Annotated in this window: 16 protein-coding genes; 13 read left to right on the forward strand and 3 right to left on the reverse strand. The window is 63.4% G+C overall.

Annotated features, from left to right (window positions below; genetic code table 11):
• Positions 1-914: 914 nt before the first annotated feature.
• The 3 genes from fliG to ACS8Y6_RS05980 are packed head-to-tail and all read right to left on the reverse strand — an operon-like array spanning position 915 to position 3,883.
• Positions 915-1,898: a flagellar motor switch protein FliG gene (gene fliG, locus ACS8Y6_RS05970; RefSeq protein ID WP_440849852.1), complete on the reverse strand. Its 984-nt coding sequence runs from the start codon at positions 1,896-1,898 to the stop codon at positions 915-917.
• The gene (gene fliF, locus ACS8Y6_RS05975) at positions 1,885-3,573 is read right to left on the reverse strand and encodes a flagellar basal-body MS-ring/collar protein FliF (RefSeq protein WP_440849853.1); all 1,689 of its coding nucleotides are present in this window, start codon (positions 3,571-3,573) and stop codon (positions 1,885-1,887) included. The genes fliG and fliF overlap by 14 nt, the downstream gene beginning before the upstream one ends.
• A 10-nt stretch (positions 3,574-3,583) precedes the next feature.
• Positions 3,584-3,883 carry a flagellar hook-basal body complex protein FliE gene (locus tag ACS8Y6_RS05980; RefSeq protein ID WP_440849854.1) on the reverse strand — a complete coding sequence of 100 codons (300 nt, stop codon included), beginning with the start codon at positions 3,881-3,883 and terminating at the stop codon, positions 3,584-3,586.
• A 107-nt stretch (positions 3,884-3,990) separates the two neighbouring features.
• Here ACS8Y6_RS05980 and ACS8Y6_RS05985 point away from each other — a divergent pair, with 107 nt between their 5' ends.
• The 13 genes from ACS8Y6_RS05985 (at position 3,991) to flgA (ending at position 18,545) form a co-directional block, all read left to right on the forward strand.
• Positions 3,991-4,344: a flagellar basal body rod protein FlgB gene (locus ACS8Y6_RS05985; RefSeq protein ID WP_440849855.1), complete on the forward strand. Its 354-nt coding sequence runs from the start codon at positions 3,991-3,993 to the stop codon at positions 4,342-4,344.
• Positions 4,345-4,386: 42 nt separating this feature from the next.
• Positions 4,387-4,782 carry a flagellar basal body rod protein FlgC gene (gene flgC, locus ACS8Y6_RS05990; RefSeq protein WP_440849856.1) on the forward strand — a complete coding sequence of 132 codons (396 nt, stop codon included), beginning with the start codon at positions 4,387-4,389 and terminating at the stop codon, positions 4,780-4,782.
• A 15-nt stretch (positions 4,783-4,797) separates the two neighbouring features.
• Positions 4,798-5,484, forward strand: a complete 687-nt coding sequence (locus tag ACS8Y6_RS05995) for a flagellar hook assembly protein FlgD (RefSeq protein ID WP_440849857.1) — start codon at positions 4,798-4,800, stop codon at positions 5,482-5,484.
• A 13-nt stretch (positions 5,485-5,497) separates the two neighbouring features.
• Positions 5,498-6,724 (forward strand): flagellar hook protein FlgE, encoded by a 1,227-nt coding sequence (locus ACS8Y6_RS06000; protein WP_440849858.1) that lies wholly within the window; start codon positions 5,498-5,500, stop codon positions 6,722-6,724.
• Between the two features lie 127 nt (positions 6,725-6,851).
• Positions 6,852-7,604, forward strand: coding sequence for a flagellar hook-basal body complex protein (locus ACS8Y6_RS06005; RefSeq protein WP_440849859.1), 753 nt, complete (start codon positions 6,852-6,854; stop codon positions 7,602-7,604).
• A 6-nt stretch (positions 7,605-7,610) separates the two neighbouring features.
• Positions 7,611-8,399 carry a flagellar basal-body rod protein FlgG gene (gene flgG, locus ACS8Y6_RS06010; RefSeq protein WP_440849860.1) on the forward strand — a complete coding sequence of 263 codons (789 nt, stop codon included), beginning with the start codon at positions 7,611-7,613 and terminating at the stop codon, positions 8,397-8,399.
• 5 nt (positions 8,400-8,404) lie between these two features.
• Entirely contained in the window at positions 8,405-9,103 is a 699-nt protein-coding gene (locus tag ACS8Y6_RS06015) for a flagellar basal body L-ring protein FlgH (RefSeq protein ID WP_440849861.1), read from the forward strand.
• A gap of 26 nt (positions 9,104-9,129) precedes the next feature.
• Entirely contained in the window at positions 9,130-10,236 is a 1,107-nt protein-coding gene (locus ACS8Y6_RS06020) for a flagellar basal body P-ring protein FlgI (protein WP_440849862.1), read from the forward strand.
• Positions 10,237-10,259: 23 nt separating this feature from the next.
• Positions 10,260-11,120 carry a glycoside hydrolase family 73 protein gene (locus ACS8Y6_RS06025; protein ID WP_440855191.1) on the forward strand — a complete coding sequence of 287 codons (861 nt, stop codon included), beginning with the start codon at positions 10,260-10,262 and terminating at the stop codon, positions 11,118-11,120.
• A gap of 44 nt (positions 11,121-11,164) precedes the next feature.
• On the forward strand, positions 11,165-13,099 hold the full coding sequence (locus tag ACS8Y6_RS06030; protein WP_440849864.1) for a FlgK family flagellar hook-associated protein: 1,935 nt from the start codon (positions 11,165-11,167) through the stop codon (positions 13,097-13,099).
• Positions 13,100-13,127: 28 nt separating this feature from the next.
• Positions 13,128-14,348 carry a flagellar hook-associated protein FlgL gene (gene flgL / locus ACS8Y6_RS06035; RefSeq protein WP_440849865.1) on the forward strand — a complete coding sequence of 407 codons (1,221 nt, stop codon included), beginning with the start codon at positions 13,128-13,130 and terminating at the stop codon, positions 14,346-14,348.
• Positions 14,349-14,364: 16 nt separating this feature from the next.
• Complete coding sequence (locus ACS8Y6_RS06040) at positions 14,365-17,853, forward strand: hypothetical protein (RefSeq protein WP_440849866.1); 3,489 nt, start codon at positions 14,365-14,367, stop codon at positions 17,851-17,853.
• Between the two features lie 41 nt (positions 17,854-17,894).
• On the forward strand, positions 17,895-18,545 hold the full coding sequence (flgA, locus tag ACS8Y6_RS06045) for a flagellar basal body P-ring formation chaperone FlgA (RefSeq protein WP_440849898.1): 651 nt from the start codon (positions 17,895-17,897) through the stop codon (positions 18,543-18,545).
• Positions 18,546-18,627: the final 82 nt, after the last annotated feature.

The following is an 18,627-nucleotide window of genomic DNA, read 5'->3' on the forward strand; positions in this document are numbered from 1 at the left end:
AGCTGCAAGCGTCCGGTCGACTTGTGATGTTGGGGTCGGCCCGCTGCGGCCGGATTTGTTCGGGGGCGTGACGGGGGAGGGCGACGCTGTACGACGCGTGGTCTTGCTGGATCGATGGGCTTGCCGATGAGCCATGTAAGGCCCACCGGGCGTGATCCGTTGGCCCGCCGCCCGGGTTGAAGGCGGAGCTGCGACCGCTGACCGATCCGCGTTTTGACCCGAGGCGCCCGACCCCGTCGAGCGCTTCAACTTCGTCCCGTCACCGACCGGCTGGGTGGCCTTCCTGTCAGCGGCGAGGGTTGGCTTCGATTGGGGCGATCGAGGCTTCGTATGCCCGGAAGTGTGGCTCGATTGGTGGGCCTGCGCGCCAGCCGCAGCGGCCGTGGCCTCATGCGATGCCTGTGGCTGGCGTGTATCGCCGTGCGCCGTTCCGTTATCCGCGATGGAGGACTTGGCCGCAGGCGGGGTTGGCGCCGACGTAACGACTACCGCAGCCGCCGCATCCGTATTCGCGGGTGTCGACTTCTGGTGCCGGTCAGCCGACTTTGCCTGGCCTTGGGCTAAGGTATGGCCGCCCCCATGAGCATGGCTTGTTTTATGGCCTTGGGCTTTTTCGTCAGCTTGTTGCGCATCCCGCGACGATGACCTGTTCTGTGTTTGACCGTGCGCAGGCGTGGCCTGTCCGCCCGATGGGGCTGGCGACGGACTGCGCGCGCCAACCGCATCCTGGCCTAACGACTTGTCCCGCCGGGCCGACGCGCGGTCGGGCGCCGCGTGGGCGCTATGTCGCGCTTGCGCCTGCTGCATCGCGTCATTCCAGCTGTTCGCATCGGACGACGCGCCCCGAGCGTTGGTGCCGGCAGGGCCGGCGGCCGGCTGCGTTCCGGTTAGCGCGGTATTGATCGATTGATCTGTCACAGCAGGTCCTCGTCGCTGGAAATAGTAATTGTGCCCTCGGCATCCAGACGCCGGGCGACGCGAAGAATCGATTTCTTGGCTTCCTCGGCTGTGGCGCGACGCACGGGCGGGCCACTGTCGAGATCCTCACGAAGCGCTTCGGCGGCCCGCGTGGAGACGTTTTCCAGCAGCTTGTCCACCACTTCCGGCGCGGCACCCTTGAGCGCGGGCACCAGGTCTTCGTGCGGAATTTCGCGGATCAGCGCCTGGAGGCTGCGCGAATCGAGCGTGACCAGGTCGCTGAACGTGAACATGTTCTCGCGAATGCTATCGGCCAGCTCGCTATCCGCAAACTCGCTGAGCATTCGCTCAGAGGTTGTGCCTTCGACGTTGTTCAACAGGTCTGCCGCCTTGCGGGGACCGCCGATGTCGGACAACTCTCGCACCCCGAGCTCGCCGGAGAGTTGTTCGCCCAGCATCGTGGCGAGATCCCGCAGGATGTGCGGTTGGATGGTATCGAGCTTGGCATAGCGATAGAGCACGTTCTGCGCCACATCCGGGGCGAGGTGCGACAGTAGGTCCGCGCCGGCTGCCGGGTCCAGATGGGCCAGCACGAGCGCGATGGCCTGAGGGCGCTCGTTGCGCAGCTGCTCGGCAAGCATCGCCGGAGTCGTTTCCTTCATGATGTCCATGGTCATGGCCATGGAGTCGCCCCGCATGATGTATTCCATCACGCGCGCGGCTTCTCTTTCCCCCAGCGCGCTGTCCAGGACATCGCGGACATAGTGGAAGCTGTCAACATTGCGGCCGGTGCTGTCCTGCATGCCCCGCGTGAATTCTCTCAGCACTTGCTGGCTCTGCTTCGTATCCAGCCGCCGCATGCGGGTCATGGTGCTCGAGATCCCGTTGAGCGTGGCCTCATCCATGTGCTGCATGACCTGGGCCGCGGTGGTCTCGCCGAGACTCAGCAAGAGTACAGCTGCTTTCTCAAGCCCCGTCATTGACTTCCTCGCCGCTATTGTTCTCGCCGTTGCTGTCTTCGCCCCGTATCCAGCGACGCAGCAACTCGGCCGTTTCCTCCGGTCGAGTCCGCGCCAGCTCCTGCGCACTTTCGACTTGGCGCTGATGATCGACCTGCGGGCTCACAACTTCTCCGTCGCCATCATCAACGCCGGACCGCGTCCGTCGTTGGGTCCAGGCAGGTCGCGGCGGCGTGGGCAGCGATTCACGAATCCAGCGCGCCAATGGCTTGGCCAGACCGAACAGGATCAGCAACGCCGCAAGCAGGGCCATGAGCGATTTCATCAGGGCCGAACTGCTCACATAGGCACGCCACGAGGTGGTGGCTGGCGTGGGTGCGTTCTCAATCCCGAACGGCACTTCGGCCACGTTGACCTTGAGGTTGGGTGCAGCAATCGCGCTCTGGACGATCTGCTTGATCTGCGCCGCCAGCTGCTTGTTCGACCCCATGGCGTGTTGATTGAGGACGACCGATACAGACAACCCCTTGAGGTGCCAAGGCGGAGCGTGCGAGACCGTTGTCGAATGATCGACTTGATAATGAACATCCCACTTGTTGCTGCTGGAATGAGGGGCGGTCTTCTGCTGGCTTGTCTGGCTGCCAGCCTGACTACTGCCTTGGCCTTGGTTGCTGCCGTTTCCGTTTCCATTGCCTTGGCCGTTGCCCTGGCCACCGTTCTGCTGCGATGTCTTGAGCGGCGCGGCGGCTTTGCCCGGTGGCTGATTGGAGAGGGCGCCCGGCACCCCCTGCTGGCTGTTGCCGTCGCCCACCTGGTTATGGGTCTCGTGCTTGAGTTGCCCTACCTTGGATTTCGGACCGTACTGTTCAGCGCGCGATGTCGCTTGCGTGAAGTCAATCGAGGCCGCGGCCGACACCCGCATGTTCTGCGTGCCGAGCAACGGCTGGATCAATGCCTCAATATGACGCTCGGTGCGGTGCTCGACCTGCGATGTGAACTGGATCTGTTGCTGGGCCTCGCCGAGCCCGGAGTGCGACACGGGCGCCAATACATTGCCGTTCTGGTCGGTGACGGTGACCCGCTTGGCATCGAGGCCCGGGACGGAGTTGGCCACCATCTGACCAATCGCCTGCGCCTGATTGGTTGAGAGTCCGCCTGCACCCACGCGAATCCAGACAGACGCCTTGGGATGCGGCTGGTTCTTGAGAAAGGGTGTGGATTTAGGCAGGGCGAGCGTGACCCGGGCGTTGCTGACGCCATTGATCCCCTCGATCGCCTGGCTGAGTCGGTTTTCGATCGCGCGACGTGACAGCGCGTTCTCGGCGGTTGCGCTCGTGGTCATCGACCCTTTCGTCAGTTTCTGATAGGCCTGACTGCCCTGACTTTCCGGTACCCCCATCTGGCCAAGCTTGAGTCGCGCACGGGCCAGGTCGGGGGCGGGCACACTGATGATGCTGCCGCTGGAGTTCAGCTTGTAGGGAATGCCGAGCTTTTGCAGCTTGTCGATGACCTGGCCGCCTTCGCTCGCCGACAGGCCATCGTAAAGCGGTGAGTAGCTCGGCCCGCGTCCGAGGATGACCACTAGGAGGAGCGCTGCGGCCACACTGCCTGCGACGACCATCCAAACCCATCTCGGCCATTCGGCCACCCGCGCGCGTTGAGCGGCTACAAACGCCTTCCAGTCGAACCCGGCCACGCGGACCCCCTTAGACCGGCATGTTCATGATGGTGCTATAGGCGTTGACGATGTGGTTACGCACGGCAACGGTGGCGTTCCAGTCAACCCGCGCGTGGGCGGAGGCTTCCATGGCCTTCTCCAAGCTGGCACCTGGGGCGCCGCTGACGACGGCCCGGTTACTGACGTCGGAAGTGTGCTGCGCCTGACTGACATTTTCGAGCGCCTGATTCAGGCTTTGGGCAAAGCTTGGCTGGCTCGCTTTGTTCTGCGACGTCAACGAAAGTCCGGCCTGATGCAGCGCCTGGATCGGCGCAACGGCATAACTCATGAGGGTCCCTCCCGCCTCGAATTGGATGCCATGTTTGCAGACCATGGCGTGACGTGTCTATTATGACCATAACACTATTACTCATCAAACCTCGCATTCGGTCTGCCATGCCGACACTCGACTCGATCAACTACTTCGGTGCCGCCCTGCAGGCCAGTGCTCGGGTGCAGCGCCTCACCGCCTCGAACATCGCCAACGCGGATACACCGGGCTACAAGGCGCGGGGCGTCGATTTCAAAAAAGCGCTGGCCGCACGGTTGCAGCACGATAGCCCGCCAGCCGCGCAGTATGAGCGTGGCCTGCCGACTGGGCTGGACGGCAACGACGTGTCGGCGGATCACGAAAGTCTGGTAGCGGCGGCCAATGCCACCCGGATGCGTGAGTCCCTGACGTTCCTCAACGGCAGTACGCAATCGATGATTACGGCGCTGCGCCCCAACAAGGGCAGCAGTAATGGATAGCGGGATCGCCACCCCGTGTGTGTTTCAGAAAGGAAGGTGACCATGTCCGGCATCTACGATATTTCCGGCAGTGCACTCTTGGCCCAGCGTCAGCGCCTGAACCTGATCGCGGGCAATATGGCCAACGCCGATTCGACCACCTCGGCCAACGGCACGCCCTTTCGGGCCCGCCTGCCGGTATTCGCCGCGGACCAGCCCGAGGCCAGCGGCGCCGCCGGGGTCCACGTCACAGGTGTGGTTCAGAGTCAGGCTCCGCTCAAGAAAACCTATGACCCGGGTAATCCGGCGGCGAACAAGCAGGGCTATGTGGTCGGGTCCAACGTCTCGCTAGTGCGCCAGATGAGCGACATGATTGATGCCACGCAGAGCTATAAGGCCAATTTGTCGATGCTCCATCAGGGCGAGCAGATCGATCAGGCCATTATTCGTGACTTGTAACCTCAGGAGCGTTCCATGAGCGTACTCAATGCCCCGATGAATGCCACGACCGGGATCGCCCCGGCGACCCAGTCGACGACTGGCAACGGCTCATCATCCAGCACCTCGTCTTCGGCATTCAATCAGATCAACGAGCAGTCGTTTCTCAAGCTGCTGACCACCCAGCTGCAGCACCAGGACCCGACCCAGCCGGTTAAGGAGCAACAATTGGCCGGGGAGATGGCGGCATTCTCGACCGCCACCGGGGTCAACACCCTGAACAATACCGCCCAGGGCATGGCCTCGACCCAGACCGCGAGTGCGCTATCCAAGGCCTCGGCGCTGGTCGGCAAGCAGGTGACCACCAGCGGCGATGCGCTGGTGACCAATGCCAGTGGTCACGCCACGGGCGCATTCAAGCTCAACAGTGCGGCGAAGAATGTCGCGGTCAACGTCGCGGATGCCAGCGGAAAGACGGTCGGCCAGGTCAGCCTCGGCGCCCTGGGGGCTGGCACCCACACCTTTCAGTGGGCCAACGGCTCGCCGAATCAGGCCTACCAGTTCTCGGTGGCGGCGAGCAACAGCGGCGGTGGCTCCGTGACCGCCACGCCAGCCTCGCTGTACACCGTGACGGGTGTCCAGTCGTCCGGCGGCGCCGTCTCACTGAGTCTGGCCGGCAGCCCCAATTCGCTCGCCCTGAGCAACGTGCAGCAGATCCTTTAAGGAGGAATCATCGATGAGTCTGAATACCGCCGTCTCCGGCATCAAGGCTGCGCAGGCCGGCCTCAACGTCACCAGTAACGATCTGGCGAATGCCAATACCACCGGCTTCAAGTCCGGGACCCAGCGTTTCGCCGACATCTATCCGTCTACGCCGAACAGCGCGGGCCTCGGGGTCAGCACGGGTAACATCGAACGCAGCTTCCAGCAGGGCAATACCCAGACGACCAGCAATCCGCTGGATCTGGCCATTCAGGGCAATGGCTACTTCGTGACCAATCACCACGGCACGCAGCAGTACACCCGCGACGGTAACTTTCAGCTCAATCCGAGCACCAACCAGATCGTCAATGCCTCCGGTGATTCGGTTCTGGGTTTCCAGGGCACGAACACCAGCGGTCAGGCCGGTCCCTTGACGGTCAGCCGGGCCTCGCAGGCCGCCACGCCGACGTCCCAGGTCAAACTCAGCCTGAACCTCAACCAGGGTGACAGCGCGATCCCGTCGGGCTCATCGTTCTCGGCTTCGAACCCGAACACCTATAATGCCACCACCTCGGTCACGGCCTACGATTCGCTCGGCAACGCGAACAACGTCAATTTGTACTTCCGCAAGCAAGGCGGGACGGCCACGGCCACCACGCCGGCAAAGTGGCAGGTCTATGCCCAGCCGGTCAACGCCAACGGCAGCACGGTCGGATCAGCGTCACAGCTCGGGAGCGGTCTGACGTTCAGCTCCAGCGGGCAGCTGACGGGTGGCTCGACGCCGGCGCCGCTCACGGTCAACTGGGGTAACGGGGCCGGCAGCTCGAACATCAACTTCAACTTTCAAGGGACGTCACTCGCCGCTCAGAAGTTTGCGGTCAACAGCACGACCAATGACGGCTTTCCGCCCGGGACTTACCAGGGCGTGAAGATCAACAACCAGGGGCAGGTTCAGACCCAGTATTCCAACGGGCAGACGAAAACCGTCGGCACGGTGGCCGTGGCGAACTTCGTCAACCAGCAGGGGCTGAACCCGGCGTCCAATAACGCCTTCCTGGCGACGACCACCTCGGGGCCGGCCAATATCAATGCGCCCGGTGTCGGCAATGCCGGCAAGGTGCAGTCCGGTGTGCTCGAGCAGTCCAATGTGGACCTGTCGAGCAAGCTCGTGAGCCTGATCACCGACCAGCAGGCCTATCAGGCGAACACCAAGAGCATCAGCACGGACAAGCAGGACACGCAGCGTCTGCTGCAAATCTAGTGGCTAATGCTGTCGTGATTCAGGACTGCAAGCGATCCGAGGCGGCGACCAGGAACCAGCCGCCAGCCGTCGCCCCGGGCCCGACTCCGGCAGCCTGGCATCGGTACTGTTATGGAGGATCTTCGCTTTGAGTTCCCCGACGCTCTATAGCGCAATGAGCGGGCTGCAGGCCACCAGTTATCGGCAGGCTCTGCAGAGCAACAATCTCGCCAACGCCAACACCACGGGTTTTCGCGCCCAGGTCGGCAACCTGCGCAGCGTGCCCTTGGTGGGGCCCGCCCCGGACGCCGGCCAGTCCGATGTCGTGACCCAGGACAGTGGCTACTCGCGCCAGGCCGGTGCGATCAATCGCACCGGTTCGCCATGGAATGTGGCGCTCAATGGCAAGGGGTGGCTGCTGACCCGCACCGCATCGGGTCAGATGGCCCTGTCGCGCGACGGCCGGCTCCATCGCGGCCAGAACGGTTTGGTGCGGGACAGCGCCGGGAGCGTGGTTCTCGGCGCCAACAAGAATCCGATCAGCCTGCCCAAACTCCAGCATATGGTGATCGGCAGTGATGGCACGATTTCCGGTGTGCCGGCGGGGCAGGGCAATCAGCAGGCGCAGCAGTTCAATCAGCTGTTTATTGCCCAGAAACCGCAGGGCCACCTCAAGCGCATCGGCGACAGCCGCTTTGCAGTGCCCAAGAACGCTGCCCCGATCCAGCAAGCTACGGGTACACAAGTTAAGCAGGGCTACCTGGAGGGCTCGGACGTGAGTGCGGTCAAGGCCATGACCCAGCTCATTTCCGATACCCGCTCGTTCCAGATGGAAACCAAGCTGGTGCACAGCACGGAGTCGATGGCCAGCGGCCTCAATTCTCTTATCAGTCAAGGATAGACGCTTATGTTCCGCGCACTTTCGACGGTCGCGACAGGGCTGCAGGCCCAGCAGACCAACATGGACGTAGTTTCCAACAACCTCGCCAACGTCAACACTACCGGCTACAAGCGGGGGAAGGCACAGTTCGAGTCGTTGCTCTATCAAAACCAAGTGCAACCCGGCGCCCAATCGACCAACAATACGGTCTACCCGTCGGGGCTCGATCTCGGTACCGGGACGCGCGTGGCCAGCGTCAAGAAGATCCAGACCCAGGGCAATCTCAAGCAGACCAAGAATCCGCTGGACATGGCAATCAACGGCAGCGGCTTCTTCCAGGTCCAGATGCCGAACGGGCAGACCGCCTATAGCCGCGACGGTTCGTTGCAGCTCAATCAGAACGGCCAACTGGTCACCCAGGACGGCTATACCGTACTACCCGGCATTAACATTCCGAACAATGCCAAGTCGGTCACCGTCGGCACTGACGGCACCGTATCGGTGACGTTGCCGGGCTCAAGTCAGGCCCAGCAGGTCGGCCAATTGCAGCTGGCAAGCTTCGTGAATCCGCAGGGCCTGCAGCCCCAGGGCAGTAACCTGTTCATGCGGACCAACGCCAGCGGCCCGCCCCAGGTCGGCCCGCCGCAGACCAATGGCATCGGCAGTGTGCGACAAGGCTTTGTCGAGCAGTCGAACGTCAACATCGTGGATTCGATGGTCAAGCTGATCAGTTCGCAGCGCGCTTATCAGCTGGGCACCGAGGCGGCGCACGGCGCCGACAATGAAATGAACTACCTCGCTCAGATGGGGCCGTAACGCCAATGCCCAGCGCGTTCGTTCGAGCCGTTCTGACGCTGGCCGCGCTGGCCGCGCTGGCTGGCTGTGCCACCAACCCGCCTGCTCAGCATGCCTATCTCAAGCCGCAGGCCATGCCGGTGAAACCGCAGAGTTCGCCGAAAGCAACGGGCGGGCTAGTATTTTCCTCGCGCTCGCACGTGTCCCTGTTTCAGGACCATCGGTTCTGGCGGTCTGGGGATCTGGTGACGGTGAACATCGCCCAGAATGCGACGGCGAGCGCGAACGACAACGCCCAACTCCAGCGTCAATCCTCGGTGAACGACAGCGTGTCGGCGTTCCTCGGCGTGCCGTTGACGGTGGGTTCCCTGAACGGCTCGCCGTTCAAACCCTCGTTCAACACCAGCAGCAACAACCAGTTCAAGGGCAAGGGCCAGACCAGCGCCTCGAATCAGGTCCAGGGGCAGGTCACGGCCGTGGTGACGCAAGTCGAGCCCAATGGAGTGCTGTCGCTGCGCGGGCGCACGGACGTGAACATCGACGGTGAGGTGCGCACGATCCAGATCACGGGTTACGCGCGTCAACAGGACATCGGCCCGAACAACACCGTCTCGTCGAATAATCTCGCCAACATGAACGTACAGTACGTGGGCACCGGCGCGATGCAGACGGCGCAGCGGGTGCCATGGATGGAAAATGTGCTGAACAAGATCTGGCCGTTCTGATGGACTCCAAACCCGGACGGAATACGATGCGGAAACGTACTTTGCCTCGATGGGTCGGCACGCTGCTCATGGTCTTTGCCGTCGCCCCGCCGGCCGGTGCTCAGACGATCAAGGCCTTGGTCAGCTTATCCGGGGCGCCCGACAACCAGTTGGTCGGTTATGGCCTCGTGGTCGGCCTGCCTGGCACCGGCGATCAGACCACCCAGGTTCCCTACACTCAGCAGTCGATCAAGAACATGTTGCGTCAGATGGGGGTCCGCCTGCAGGGCAACTCCTACATGCAGCCCAGGGACGTGGCCGCGGTCATGGTCACCGCCCAGCTGTCGGCATTCAAACACCGCGGACAGCATCTGAATGTCACCGTGTCGGCGATGGGCAATGCCAAGTCCATCAATGGCGGCGTATTGCTGCCCACCCCGCTCAAAGGGGGTAACGGGGCGGTCTACGCCCAGGCGCAGGGTGCCGTTCTGGTTAGCGGCTATGAGGCCAGTGCGGCCGGGTCGTCATCGCGGGTCAATACGCCGACGGTCGGTCATATTCCCGGCGGCGCCATCCTTGCCAAAACCATTCACGCGTCCTTTCAGCAGCACGACCAGACCAAACTGCTGCTCGATCGACCGGATTTTACCACCGCGGCGCATATCGCCGGCGCGATCCAAAAGACGTTCGGGCCGAATACGGCGCATGCCACATCGCCCGGCGAGGTGGTGGTCAGTCATCTCGGCCCCGACCGCGTCGCGCAGATGTCGCGACTGATGCAACTGCAGGTCAATCCCGGCAAACGCCCGCCGCAGGTGGTGATCGACGCGCAGTCCGGCACCATCGTCATGGGCGCAGGGGTCCAGCTGGGCCCCGCCGTGGTCTCACACGGCAACCTGACCGTGCGGGTCCAGGCTCGGAACGGTGTCTCGCAGCCCGGGCCATTTAGCAATGGTCAAACTGCGGGTGTGACCAATGCCAATGTGGCCGCCGGCCAGAGCAACGCGCATGTCGTGAAGCTGCCGCACGCCACCACGCTCGGGGCGGTGGCGCGTGCGCTCAATGCCATCGGCACCACGTCATCGGATCTGATTGCCATCGTGCAGGCGCTCAAGGATGCCGGCGCGCTCAAGGCCCACGTGAAGGTAGAATGATGACCGATATCGCGTCATCCCGTATGAGTTTGTCGGCGGCCGATGCCGGGAAGGGGGCGTCGGCCAGCCGCCGTCAGCGCATGCAACAGGTGGTCGAGAAGTTCGAAGGCATGCTGTGGAACGAGGTCGCGCAGGCCATGTCGTCGGTCAAGATGGGGCCGTCGACCACGGGCTATGGCGGCCAAGTCTACCAGCGCATGATGTGGCGCAAGGTGGCGAGCCAGGATTTTGCCGGGGCCGATCGCGCATTGACGCAAACCACCCTGTCTCAGTTGATGGGGCCACAGGCCGCATCTGCTCAGTCGGCGCAAGTGTCCGGCGCGCTCCCGGCTCAGGCGGGATCATCGGCGGCCAGCCCGGCCAGCCCGGCCATCTCGTCCAGCGCGCCGACACCGGCCAGTGACGCGTCATCATCCGATCCGCAGTCATGGGTCCACAAGATATGGCATGAGATCAAGTCAGCAGCCGAGGCCTTGGGCGTGCCGGCCAAGGCACTGCTAGCTCAGGCGGCGCTGGAGACCGGCTGGGGCCGGCACGCCACTGGACACAACCTGCTCGGCGTCAAGGCCCACGGTGGCGGGGATTCATTCGGCGCGTTCACCCACGAATTCCAGCAGGGCGTCATGCGCCGGGTGCGCTCGCAATTCCAGCAGTATCCCTCGGCCCGTCATGCGCTTCAGGATTTCGTCTCCGTACTTAAGAGCGGGCATGCGCAGGCGGTGGGCCAGGGCACCGTGTCGGGTTACGCCCGTGCCCTGCAGGACAGCGGCTATGCGACCGACCCGCGTTATGCCGCGAAAATCGAGGCGGTGGCGAACTCGCCGCGTATGCGCCAGATTATGGCCGCGGTTAAGAATTCGGGTTCGGTGACGAATAGAGGGTAGGTGGCAGCGTGTTCGTCGCGGCCGTTTTTACGAGGTAGGACATCATGGCAGGACTCAGCGGCGTATTAGGAACGGATTTGAGCGGTCTCGAAGCCTATCGCTCGGCGCTCAATGCCATATCCGAGAATGTCAGCAATGCGAATACCACCGGCTACGCAAAGCGCACGGCTGCACTGGCCACGCGCTATGAAGGCGTCGATCAGGCGGCCGGCACCGGGGTCAACGTCACCGGCATCAACCGCAGCGTCAGCCAGTTCGCCAATACCCGGCTGCGTGCGGCCAATGCCAGCCAGGGACAGGCCGATTCACTGGTCAATGCGCTGACCAACCTGCAATCAAACTTCAGTTCATCCGGCGGTATTTCCAGCAGCCTCAATCAGTTCTTCTCCGATGCCAAGGCGGTCGGTTCCAACCCCTCCGACATCCCGACACGCCAGACCTTGATCGCCGACGGTCAGCAGTTGACCGGCACGTTCAACACGTTGTCGCAAAGTGTCAGCGGCAGCATATCCAGCCTGTCGCAGCAGGGCGCGAATCTGACCCAGCAGGCCAACCAGATCGTGCAGAACCTCGCGCAGATCAACCAGTCGCTTCGCAATCGCTCGGGACAGAATACGAATGCATTGCTGGATCAGCAATCGGCCGCGCTGCAGAAGCTTTCGGCGCTCGTTGGGGTGAATGTGATCCGGCATGCCAACGGTACGGTACGCCTCGGGGTGCGCGGCCATGTGCTGCTCAACGGCTCCGGCGCCAAGGCAATGCAGTTCATCGACTTGCCGGGGCAGGCGCCGGTCGTTCAGCTGAGCGACGGCCACACGATTCCCAGCGGCGCCTTGACCGGCCAGATCGGCGGGGTGCTCAAGGCGCAGACACAGGCCAGCCAACAGCTGCAGCAAGTCAATCGTTTCGCCGCGATCACGGCAAGCGTGATCAACGGCCAGCAGGCGCAGGGTTTGAATCTCAACGGCAACCAGGGCAGCCCCCTGATGACGCTGCCCACGCCCTCGATTGTGCCGCAGAGCAGCAACAGTGGCAGTGAAACCCTGTCAGCTACGCTCAATGATCCGACGCAACTGCCCAGCAACGGCGGTCCGTTCCAGCTGACCTACAACGGCAGCAACTGGCAGGCCACGAACCAGGTCAGCGGCAAGACGCAGAATGTCGGATCCGGCAGCGCGCTCAACTTCGACGGCATTCAGGTCGCGGTGTCGGGCAGTGCAACGTCGGGTGACAGTTTCACCATCGATCCGGTGAACGGTGCCGCCGCCAATATCCAGATGACAACTGCGGATCCGAAGGCGATCGCCGCGGCGGCCCCTTATGTCGGTGAAGCCGGTACCTACGGCGCGACCGGCGCCCTCAACAACAACAACGCCGGCAATGGCACGGTTTCCGCGGGACACACGACCACCAGCCTGCCGTTGGGCGCAGCCATGGTTGGCTCCAGCTATTTCGGCCAGAGCCTGCAGGTCAAGTTCACTTCAAGCAGCAACTACAAGGTTGTGCAGCCCTCGACCGGAACGACCGTGTCCACCGGCACATTTTCGCCAAGTAGCGGCGGGGCAGTTGACATCAACTATCCCGGTGCGAGCCCGGCGCCATACTGGCAGATGAATATCCAGGGCACGCCCGCGGCCGGCGACAGCTTCACGCTCTCACCCGGCGGCACCCAAAGCGGCGAAAACGCCGATGCGCTGGGTGCGCTCCAGAGTGCCGCTACGGTGCAGGGGGCGAGTCTCACCGATGCTTGGTCGCAGGTCACGGCCCAGGTCGGCACGTCAGTACAGGCAGCACAGAACAGCCAGGCCAACGCGAAGGCCAGCGTTCAGAGTGCGCAGCAGGCCCAGAGTGCGGTCTCCGGTGTATCACTTGACCAGCAGGCCGGGGATATCCAGCGTTTCTCTCAGGCCTATCAGGCGTCGGCCAAGGCGATTTCCACCGTCAACCAATTATTCCAGACCCTGCTCAGCGCCACCTAGTGCGGCCAGGACCTTAGAGAGATTCGTCATGCGTATCACCTCACAGACGTTTTACCGCAACACGCTCAACGGCATTGAGCAGCAGCGTGGCACGGTCAGTAAGCTCAACCAGGAGCTCGCCAGCGGCAAGTCGGTTTCCAAACCGTCCGATGGACCCGTGGCCTACGCGAGCGCACAGCGGGTGCAGGCCAATTCGCAGGCCCTGTCGCAGTACACCGCGGACAACTCGACGTTGAGCAACCAACTGAATCTCGGCAGCTCGACGCTCAATGAGACCCTCACGCTGTTGTCGAATGTGCAATCCATTACCCTGCAGGCGCTCAATGGCAGCACCAGTTCGAGCAACCGGGCCGCATTGGCCAAGCAGGTGACCTCGGCCAAGCAGCAGATGCTGAGTCTGGCGAACACCCAGAGTAACGGGCGCTATCTGTTCGCCGGCACCGCCGGGGCCAAGCAGCCGTTCACGCAGGACGCCGCCGGCAACGTCAGCTATGACGGCGATGGCGGGAGCGGGTCGACTCACATCTCCACCAACCGGGCAGTCACGAGTGTGTTGTCCGGCACGGTCTTCGCCAGTGTGCCCCAGGGCAATGGCTACGGGACCGTGAGCGCGGCGGCATCGAACACCGGGGATGCCACCCTGTCGCTGACCGGCATTACCAATCAGTCGGCGGCGTCTTCGTTTCGTCAGAGCGGCGGCGCGTACACGATCCAGATCGCCAGCAGCGGCACCAGTCCGTCGGGGCTGGCGTACACGGTTCAGCAGGGCGGCTCCACCGTGTCATCCGGCAATTTCTCCCAGGACATGAGCCTTCAACTCGGGGGCATGAACGTCAAGTGGAGCGGGTCGCCCCAGGCCGGCGACCAGTTCTCGCTCAACCCCAGCCGTCAGCAGAGCGTTTTCACTACCATCGACAACCTGAGCCAGGCGTTGTCGCAGTCGACCGGCAGCGGCGCGCAACGCGCCCAGGCCAACCAGAAGATCAATTCGGTGCTCTCGAATCTGAACCAGACCCGGACGCGCATGCTCTCACAGCAAGCCACGATCGGGGTGAGTCTGCGCGCGATCAACAATGCGAACAATCGCAATGCCACGATCCAGACTAATGACCAGCAGACCATTTCGTCGGCGACTGACGCGAATATCCCGAAGGTCATCACCGCGCTGAATCAGCATCAGAATGCCTTGACCGACGCCATGAAGGCCTTCGGATCGGTCAGCCAGTTGAGTCTGTTCAAGTACCTGTAACCCTATCGGAGGCCTCATGTCGAAGGCGCTATTGATCGCGAGCTATTACCGCAGTGGCACATCGGCGCTATCGGGCACGCTCAACCTTGCCGGCGTGGATATGGTTCGGAGCGCCGAACAGAATGAGCACAATCCGCGGGGTTATTTCGAGAACCCCGCGCTGATCAAGCTCGACATCAAGATTCTCGAGCGCCTGTCGCGCCACTGGTCCGATGTCCGGCTGATGCCAGAGGAATGGTCGCAACGCCCTGATGCCGCCGCCGATACCCAGGCCATCGTGCGCGAGTTGAAACAGCATCACGCCGACTCCCCGGTGTGGGCGGTCAAGCATCCGCATCTGTGTCGATTGCTGCCGATCTATGAAGACGCCGCCCGGCGGGTCAGCGGCACGGACCCCGGTATCATCCAGATCTATCGCGACCCTTGGGTGGTGGCACACAGTCAACAGAAAAAGAACAACCTGTCCCGTTCGCACGCGCTGTTGCTCTGGGTCTCGCATGTGCTCGATGCCGAGCGTTACAGCCGTCATCTGGACCGGGTGATGCTCGACTACGAATTGCTGGTCAAGGATTCCGCCCAGGCGATGCGCCGGATCAGCCATGAGCTCGGCTTCGCGTTTCCGAACCGGTCGCCGCAGGACTTACGCAAGATCGCGCAGTTCATCACGCCCAGCCTGCGCCGCTCGAGCCCGCTTGAGCGGGAGACGACGCCCTCGATGTTGCGTGGCCTGGTCCAGGATGTCTGGGATGCCGCACTGGAACGCGCCGCGCCTGAGGTGTTCGATGCGCTGCGTGGTCGGCTGGACGAGTATTGCACGCTGATCGAGGAGCTGGGGGCGAGCGGCCTTCCCGTGACCCCCCATGTGGGCGGGCCGCGCGACGCCCAGACGCCGCCCGCGAACGAAGCGTCCCGCGAGCACACCGACGGCTCGACGCTGCGGCCGTCCGAGCGTACTGACATCGCCGAGCGCGAACGGCTGGAAGCCGACGCCGCGCGCAGGCCGGAACTGCCGACGATCGGCGTGGTGGTGGCCGTGCCGGCTGGGCGCGTCGAGGCCGCGTTCGAGACTGAACAGTCGCTGGCCAACCAGTGGCGATCGGCCACCGAAATCCGCTACGTGACCGTCGATCCGGACGCCCCCACGCGGGCCGGCTGGCATGCCGTCGATGCCGAATCCGAATCGCTGCTCGCGGCGGTGGGGTGGCATCTGCTGGATCTGCCCTGCGACTACGTTGCGGTCATTGACGCCGGCGACACTATCGAGCCCGATGCCTGTCTGCGCCTGGGGCTGTATGCGAACGCCGCTAATTTGCCGACACTCATCTATACCGACGAGATCGTCGGGAACGACCGCGACCCCTGGGTGCGCTATAAGCCCGATTTCGATATCGAACGCCTGCGCGGGCTTCATTATATCGGTAGCTGGGTCTGGATCGAGCGCGCCTTCATCCAGGCCAGTGGCACGCTCGACGCCGCGATGCCCGGTGCCGAAGATCTCGACTTGGTGTTGCGCGCCTACGATGATGGCAGGGCCATCCGCCGGCTGCCGGAAGCGCTTTATACGCGGGCGCCTCACAGCCTGCGCGAGCCGGTGGCGACCGATATCCTGCGACAGAATGTCCGCACCGCGCTCGATGCCCACCTGGCGCGACAGGATCAGGTCGGGCAGATCGAATGGCATGACGGGGCCATTCCGGGCTCAATGGTGCCCCGGCATCAGCCAGTGGATCAGCCGTTGTCGATGATTCTGCTCTGCGATAATTCGGACGACCAGCATGCGTCGGATCTAGTCGCTGAACGGCTTTCTGGTTTGTTGTCCGCGCTGCCTATCGAACACTTGGTCTGTGCCGGCACCACGACAGGCATGGCGCCGGCTATCCGCGATGCGGTGGATACCTTGTCCGGTACCGACAGCCTGCCGCCTAACTTTCATGTCGTCGTCACCGACGACGAGACCGGAATGCTGGCGAATATCGCCGGTATTGTGGGTAACGAGAGCGTGGTCTTCCTGGCGTTAGATGCCAACACCGAAGACCCGACATGGCTTGGGCACATGCAGGCGAAGGTGGCAGCTCCGGGCAGCGATATCGGGCTGGTCGGCGCGCGCGCCGACTATCCGGACGATGCCGCCGAATGGCGTATGGCAGGGCCGTTGCTGGCGGGCGCCAGCGGCGGCGTTGGCATCGTCGGCCTCGGGCATACCGCCGGGGATCCCGGTCCGGGCGGCTGGTTGCTCGGTCCGCAGCAGGCCGATGGCGTGGCGCCCCCCTGTCTGGCAATTCGCGGCGAACTGTTCAGAGGGCTGGACTTCGACACGGAGCTGTCCGGTGCCGCTCTCTGGCTGGATCTGTCACGCCAGGTCGCCCGTCAGGGCTACCGCGTGGTCTGGGACGGCTCGGTGAGCGTGCAATGCCCGACGGTGCCGGCTTACGCCCAGCCCAACGATAGCAACCGGCAGAGCCGCCTTCGTCAGTGGCTTGCTGTGGGCGGCAGTGATTATCATCACCCCGCGCTCGCGCTGCAGGGGGAGTTGCTATCAACCACCGCTTCCGGCCTGGTGCCGCCGGTGCCGCGGACCGCACCGTACGCGCTATTGAGTGGTTCCATCGAGGGCGCCGAGCTCGCGGTTGAATGGTTGCGGGCCACGCGCATGAGCGGCCAAACCCTGGCGGGTTGGGCGCCGGAGCCTATCACGGCCGGCGAATTGCGCCGGCTCGCCCCCGAAGCCTGGTTGCGGATCAATCCGGAATCCGAGATTCCCGAAGACGACGCCCCCGGCTGGCGTGCTCTGTACTCGCGTCCGCCCCGGGACTATGCGCCGCTCAAGGCGATCGCGGCCCAGGCCGAGCGGGTCTACGCGACGTCGCCCGTGCTGGGCGACATCCTGCGCAAACAGTCCTACAACCGGATTCAGCCCGAGTTGGTGTTGCCGCGTCTTTCCTCGCGGTTGTGGGCAGAGGTGGCCGATCTCGAGATTCGCGGTCGGAGTGCTATCCGTGTGCTCTGGGTGGATGAGGGGGAGCCGCCGGACTGGATCACCGAACTGATGACGCAGATGCAGAACGTCAGCTGGTTCGTGGTACAAAGCGGTGAACGCACTTATAACGGTCCGATTGCTACGCGTGCGGCCCCGACGGACGAAGTGGGCTGGCGCGATCTGTTCGTCGAGGCGGCACCGCACCTGGTCATTCGTCCGGCCGGCGAGGCCACGTGGATGGACTGTCAGTTGCTGCTCCGTGGCGCGGCTGTCGGCGCGGCGCTGGTCGCCGATGAGCGGTTACATTGGATCGAGGCGCTCCCCGTGGAGAGCGTGGGCACGCGGTTCAAGGACTGGAAGCGCACCCTCGATCGGCTGACGGGCGATACCGAAGCGCTGCTCGAAACTGGGCGCCAGGCCCGCAAGGCCCTGGAACAAATCGGATGGCTGGAAGACGTGTCACCCGAGACATTTCTACTCGACGATGCGTCGTCATCGTCTGAGGGGGCGTACCGGAAGATCGGATGAATAGGGGGCTTCAACGAGGGTTCGCCTGCGTCCTGGTGCTGATGCTGTTCGGCGTGGTCGGTACGGCGTCGGCAGGGGCTGCCGCTCGCCACGATCGAATCCAACGCCGCATCCAGCAGGTCGTGGAAAACCAGGCGCCCGGCCATCGGGCCCATGTTGGCTCTCTCAACGCCCTGACGCAGATGAAGCCGTGCCATGCGCCGTTACAGATGCGTCTCTATGGGCAGGGCACTTATCGCAATATGCGCGTCAGCTGTCCGGATCAGGGATGGCAGCTTTATGTGCCGGTGACGCTGACTTCATTGGCTCGAATCGCCGTAGCGGCCCATGATCTGCCAGCTGGCACGCCGCTCACCAAATCGGACCTCAAGCTGGTCCGGTCGTCAGCCGGGCAAGGCGATAGTCACCAGGTCGCGCATAGCCTGAAATCGGCCCTTGGCAAGACGCTGACAGCGCCCGTTTCTGCCGGCACGCCGATTCGCCTATCGAGTCTTGCCCAGCCCGTCCGGATTCATGCCGGCCAGCAGGTGACCGTGCATGTCCGTTCCGAGGCTGTATCAGTCGAGGCCACAGCCATCGCATTGCAGCAGGGTCGTGTCGGGCAATCGATCCTGGTCAAGAACCCGAGTTCAGGCAAACGGTACCGGGTCGAAGTGACGAGCCACGGCGTGATCGATAACCTTTCAGGCTGACAAGGCGGCGGAGACAGGGACCAGTGGCTGAGCGCAGCGCGTAGAGCGATGTCGCGCGCCTTTTTCCTGAATGTGCCAATGA

The organism is Salinisphaera sp. RV14 (genome assembly GCF_052044135.1).
In the GTDB taxonomy this organism is placed as follows: Bacteria; Pseudomonadota; Gammaproteobacteria; order Nevskiales; family Salinisphaeraceae; genus Salinisphaera.

What these genes read in the sequence shown, in the direction of transcription:
- fliG (WP_440849852.1), bottom strand. Translation starts at nt 1,898, where the DNA reads ATGACGGGGCTTGAGAAAGCAGCTGTACTCTTGCTGAGTCTCGGCGAG.
- ACS8Y6_RS05980 (WP_440849854.1), bottom strand. Translation starts at nt 3,883, where the DNA reads ATGAGTTATGCCGTTGCGCCGATCCAGGCGCTGCATCAGGCCGGACTT.
- ACS8Y6_RS05985 (WP_440849855.1), top strand. Translation starts at nt 3,991, where the DNA reads ATGCCGACACTCGACTCGATCAACTACTTCGGTGCCGCCCTGCAGGCC.
- flgC (WP_440849856.1), top strand. Translation starts at nt 4,387, where the DNA reads ATGTCCGGCATCTACGATATTTCCGGCAGTGCACTCTTGGCCCAGCGT.
- ACS8Y6_RS05995 (WP_440849857.1), top strand. Translation starts at nt 4,798, where the DNA reads ATGAGCGTACTCAATGCCCCGATGAATGCCACGACCGGGATCGCCCCG.
- ACS8Y6_RS06000 (WP_440849858.1), top strand. Translation starts at nt 5,498, where the DNA reads ATGAGTCTGAATACCGCCGTCTCCGGCATCAAGGCTGCGCAGGCCGGC.
- flgG (WP_440849860.1), top strand. Translation starts at nt 7,611, where the DNA reads ATGTTCCGCGCACTTTCGACGGTCGCGACAGGGCTGCAGGCCCAGCAG.
- ACS8Y6_RS06015 (WP_440849861.1), top strand. Translation starts at nt 8,405, where the DNA reads ATGCCCAGCGCGTTCGTTCGAGCCGTTCTGACGCTGGCCGCGCTGGCC.
- ACS8Y6_RS06020 (WP_440849862.1), top strand. Translation starts at nt 9,130, where the DNA reads ATGCGGAAACGTACTTTGCCTCGATGGGTCGGCACGCTGCTCATGGTC.
- ACS8Y6_RS06025 (WP_440855191.1), top strand. Translation starts at nt 10,260, where the DNA reads ATGAGTTTGTCGGCGGCCGATGCCGGGAAGGGGGCGTCGGCCAGCCGC.
- ACS8Y6_RS06030 (WP_440849864.1), top strand. Translation starts at nt 11,165, where the DNA reads ATGGCAGGACTCAGCGGCGTATTAGGAACGGATTTGAGCGGTCTCGAA.
- flgL (WP_440849865.1), top strand. Translation starts at nt 13,128, where the DNA reads ATGCGTATCACCTCACAGACGTTTTACCGCAACACGCTCAACGGCATT.
- ACS8Y6_RS06040 (WP_440849866.1), top strand. Translation starts at nt 14,365, where the DNA reads ATGTCGAAGGCGCTATTGATCGCGAGCTATTACCGCAGTGGCACATCG.
- flgA (WP_440849898.1), top strand. Translation starts at nt 17,895, where the DNA reads ATGCTGTTCGGCGTGGTCGGTACGGCGTCGGCAGGGGCTGCCGCTCGC.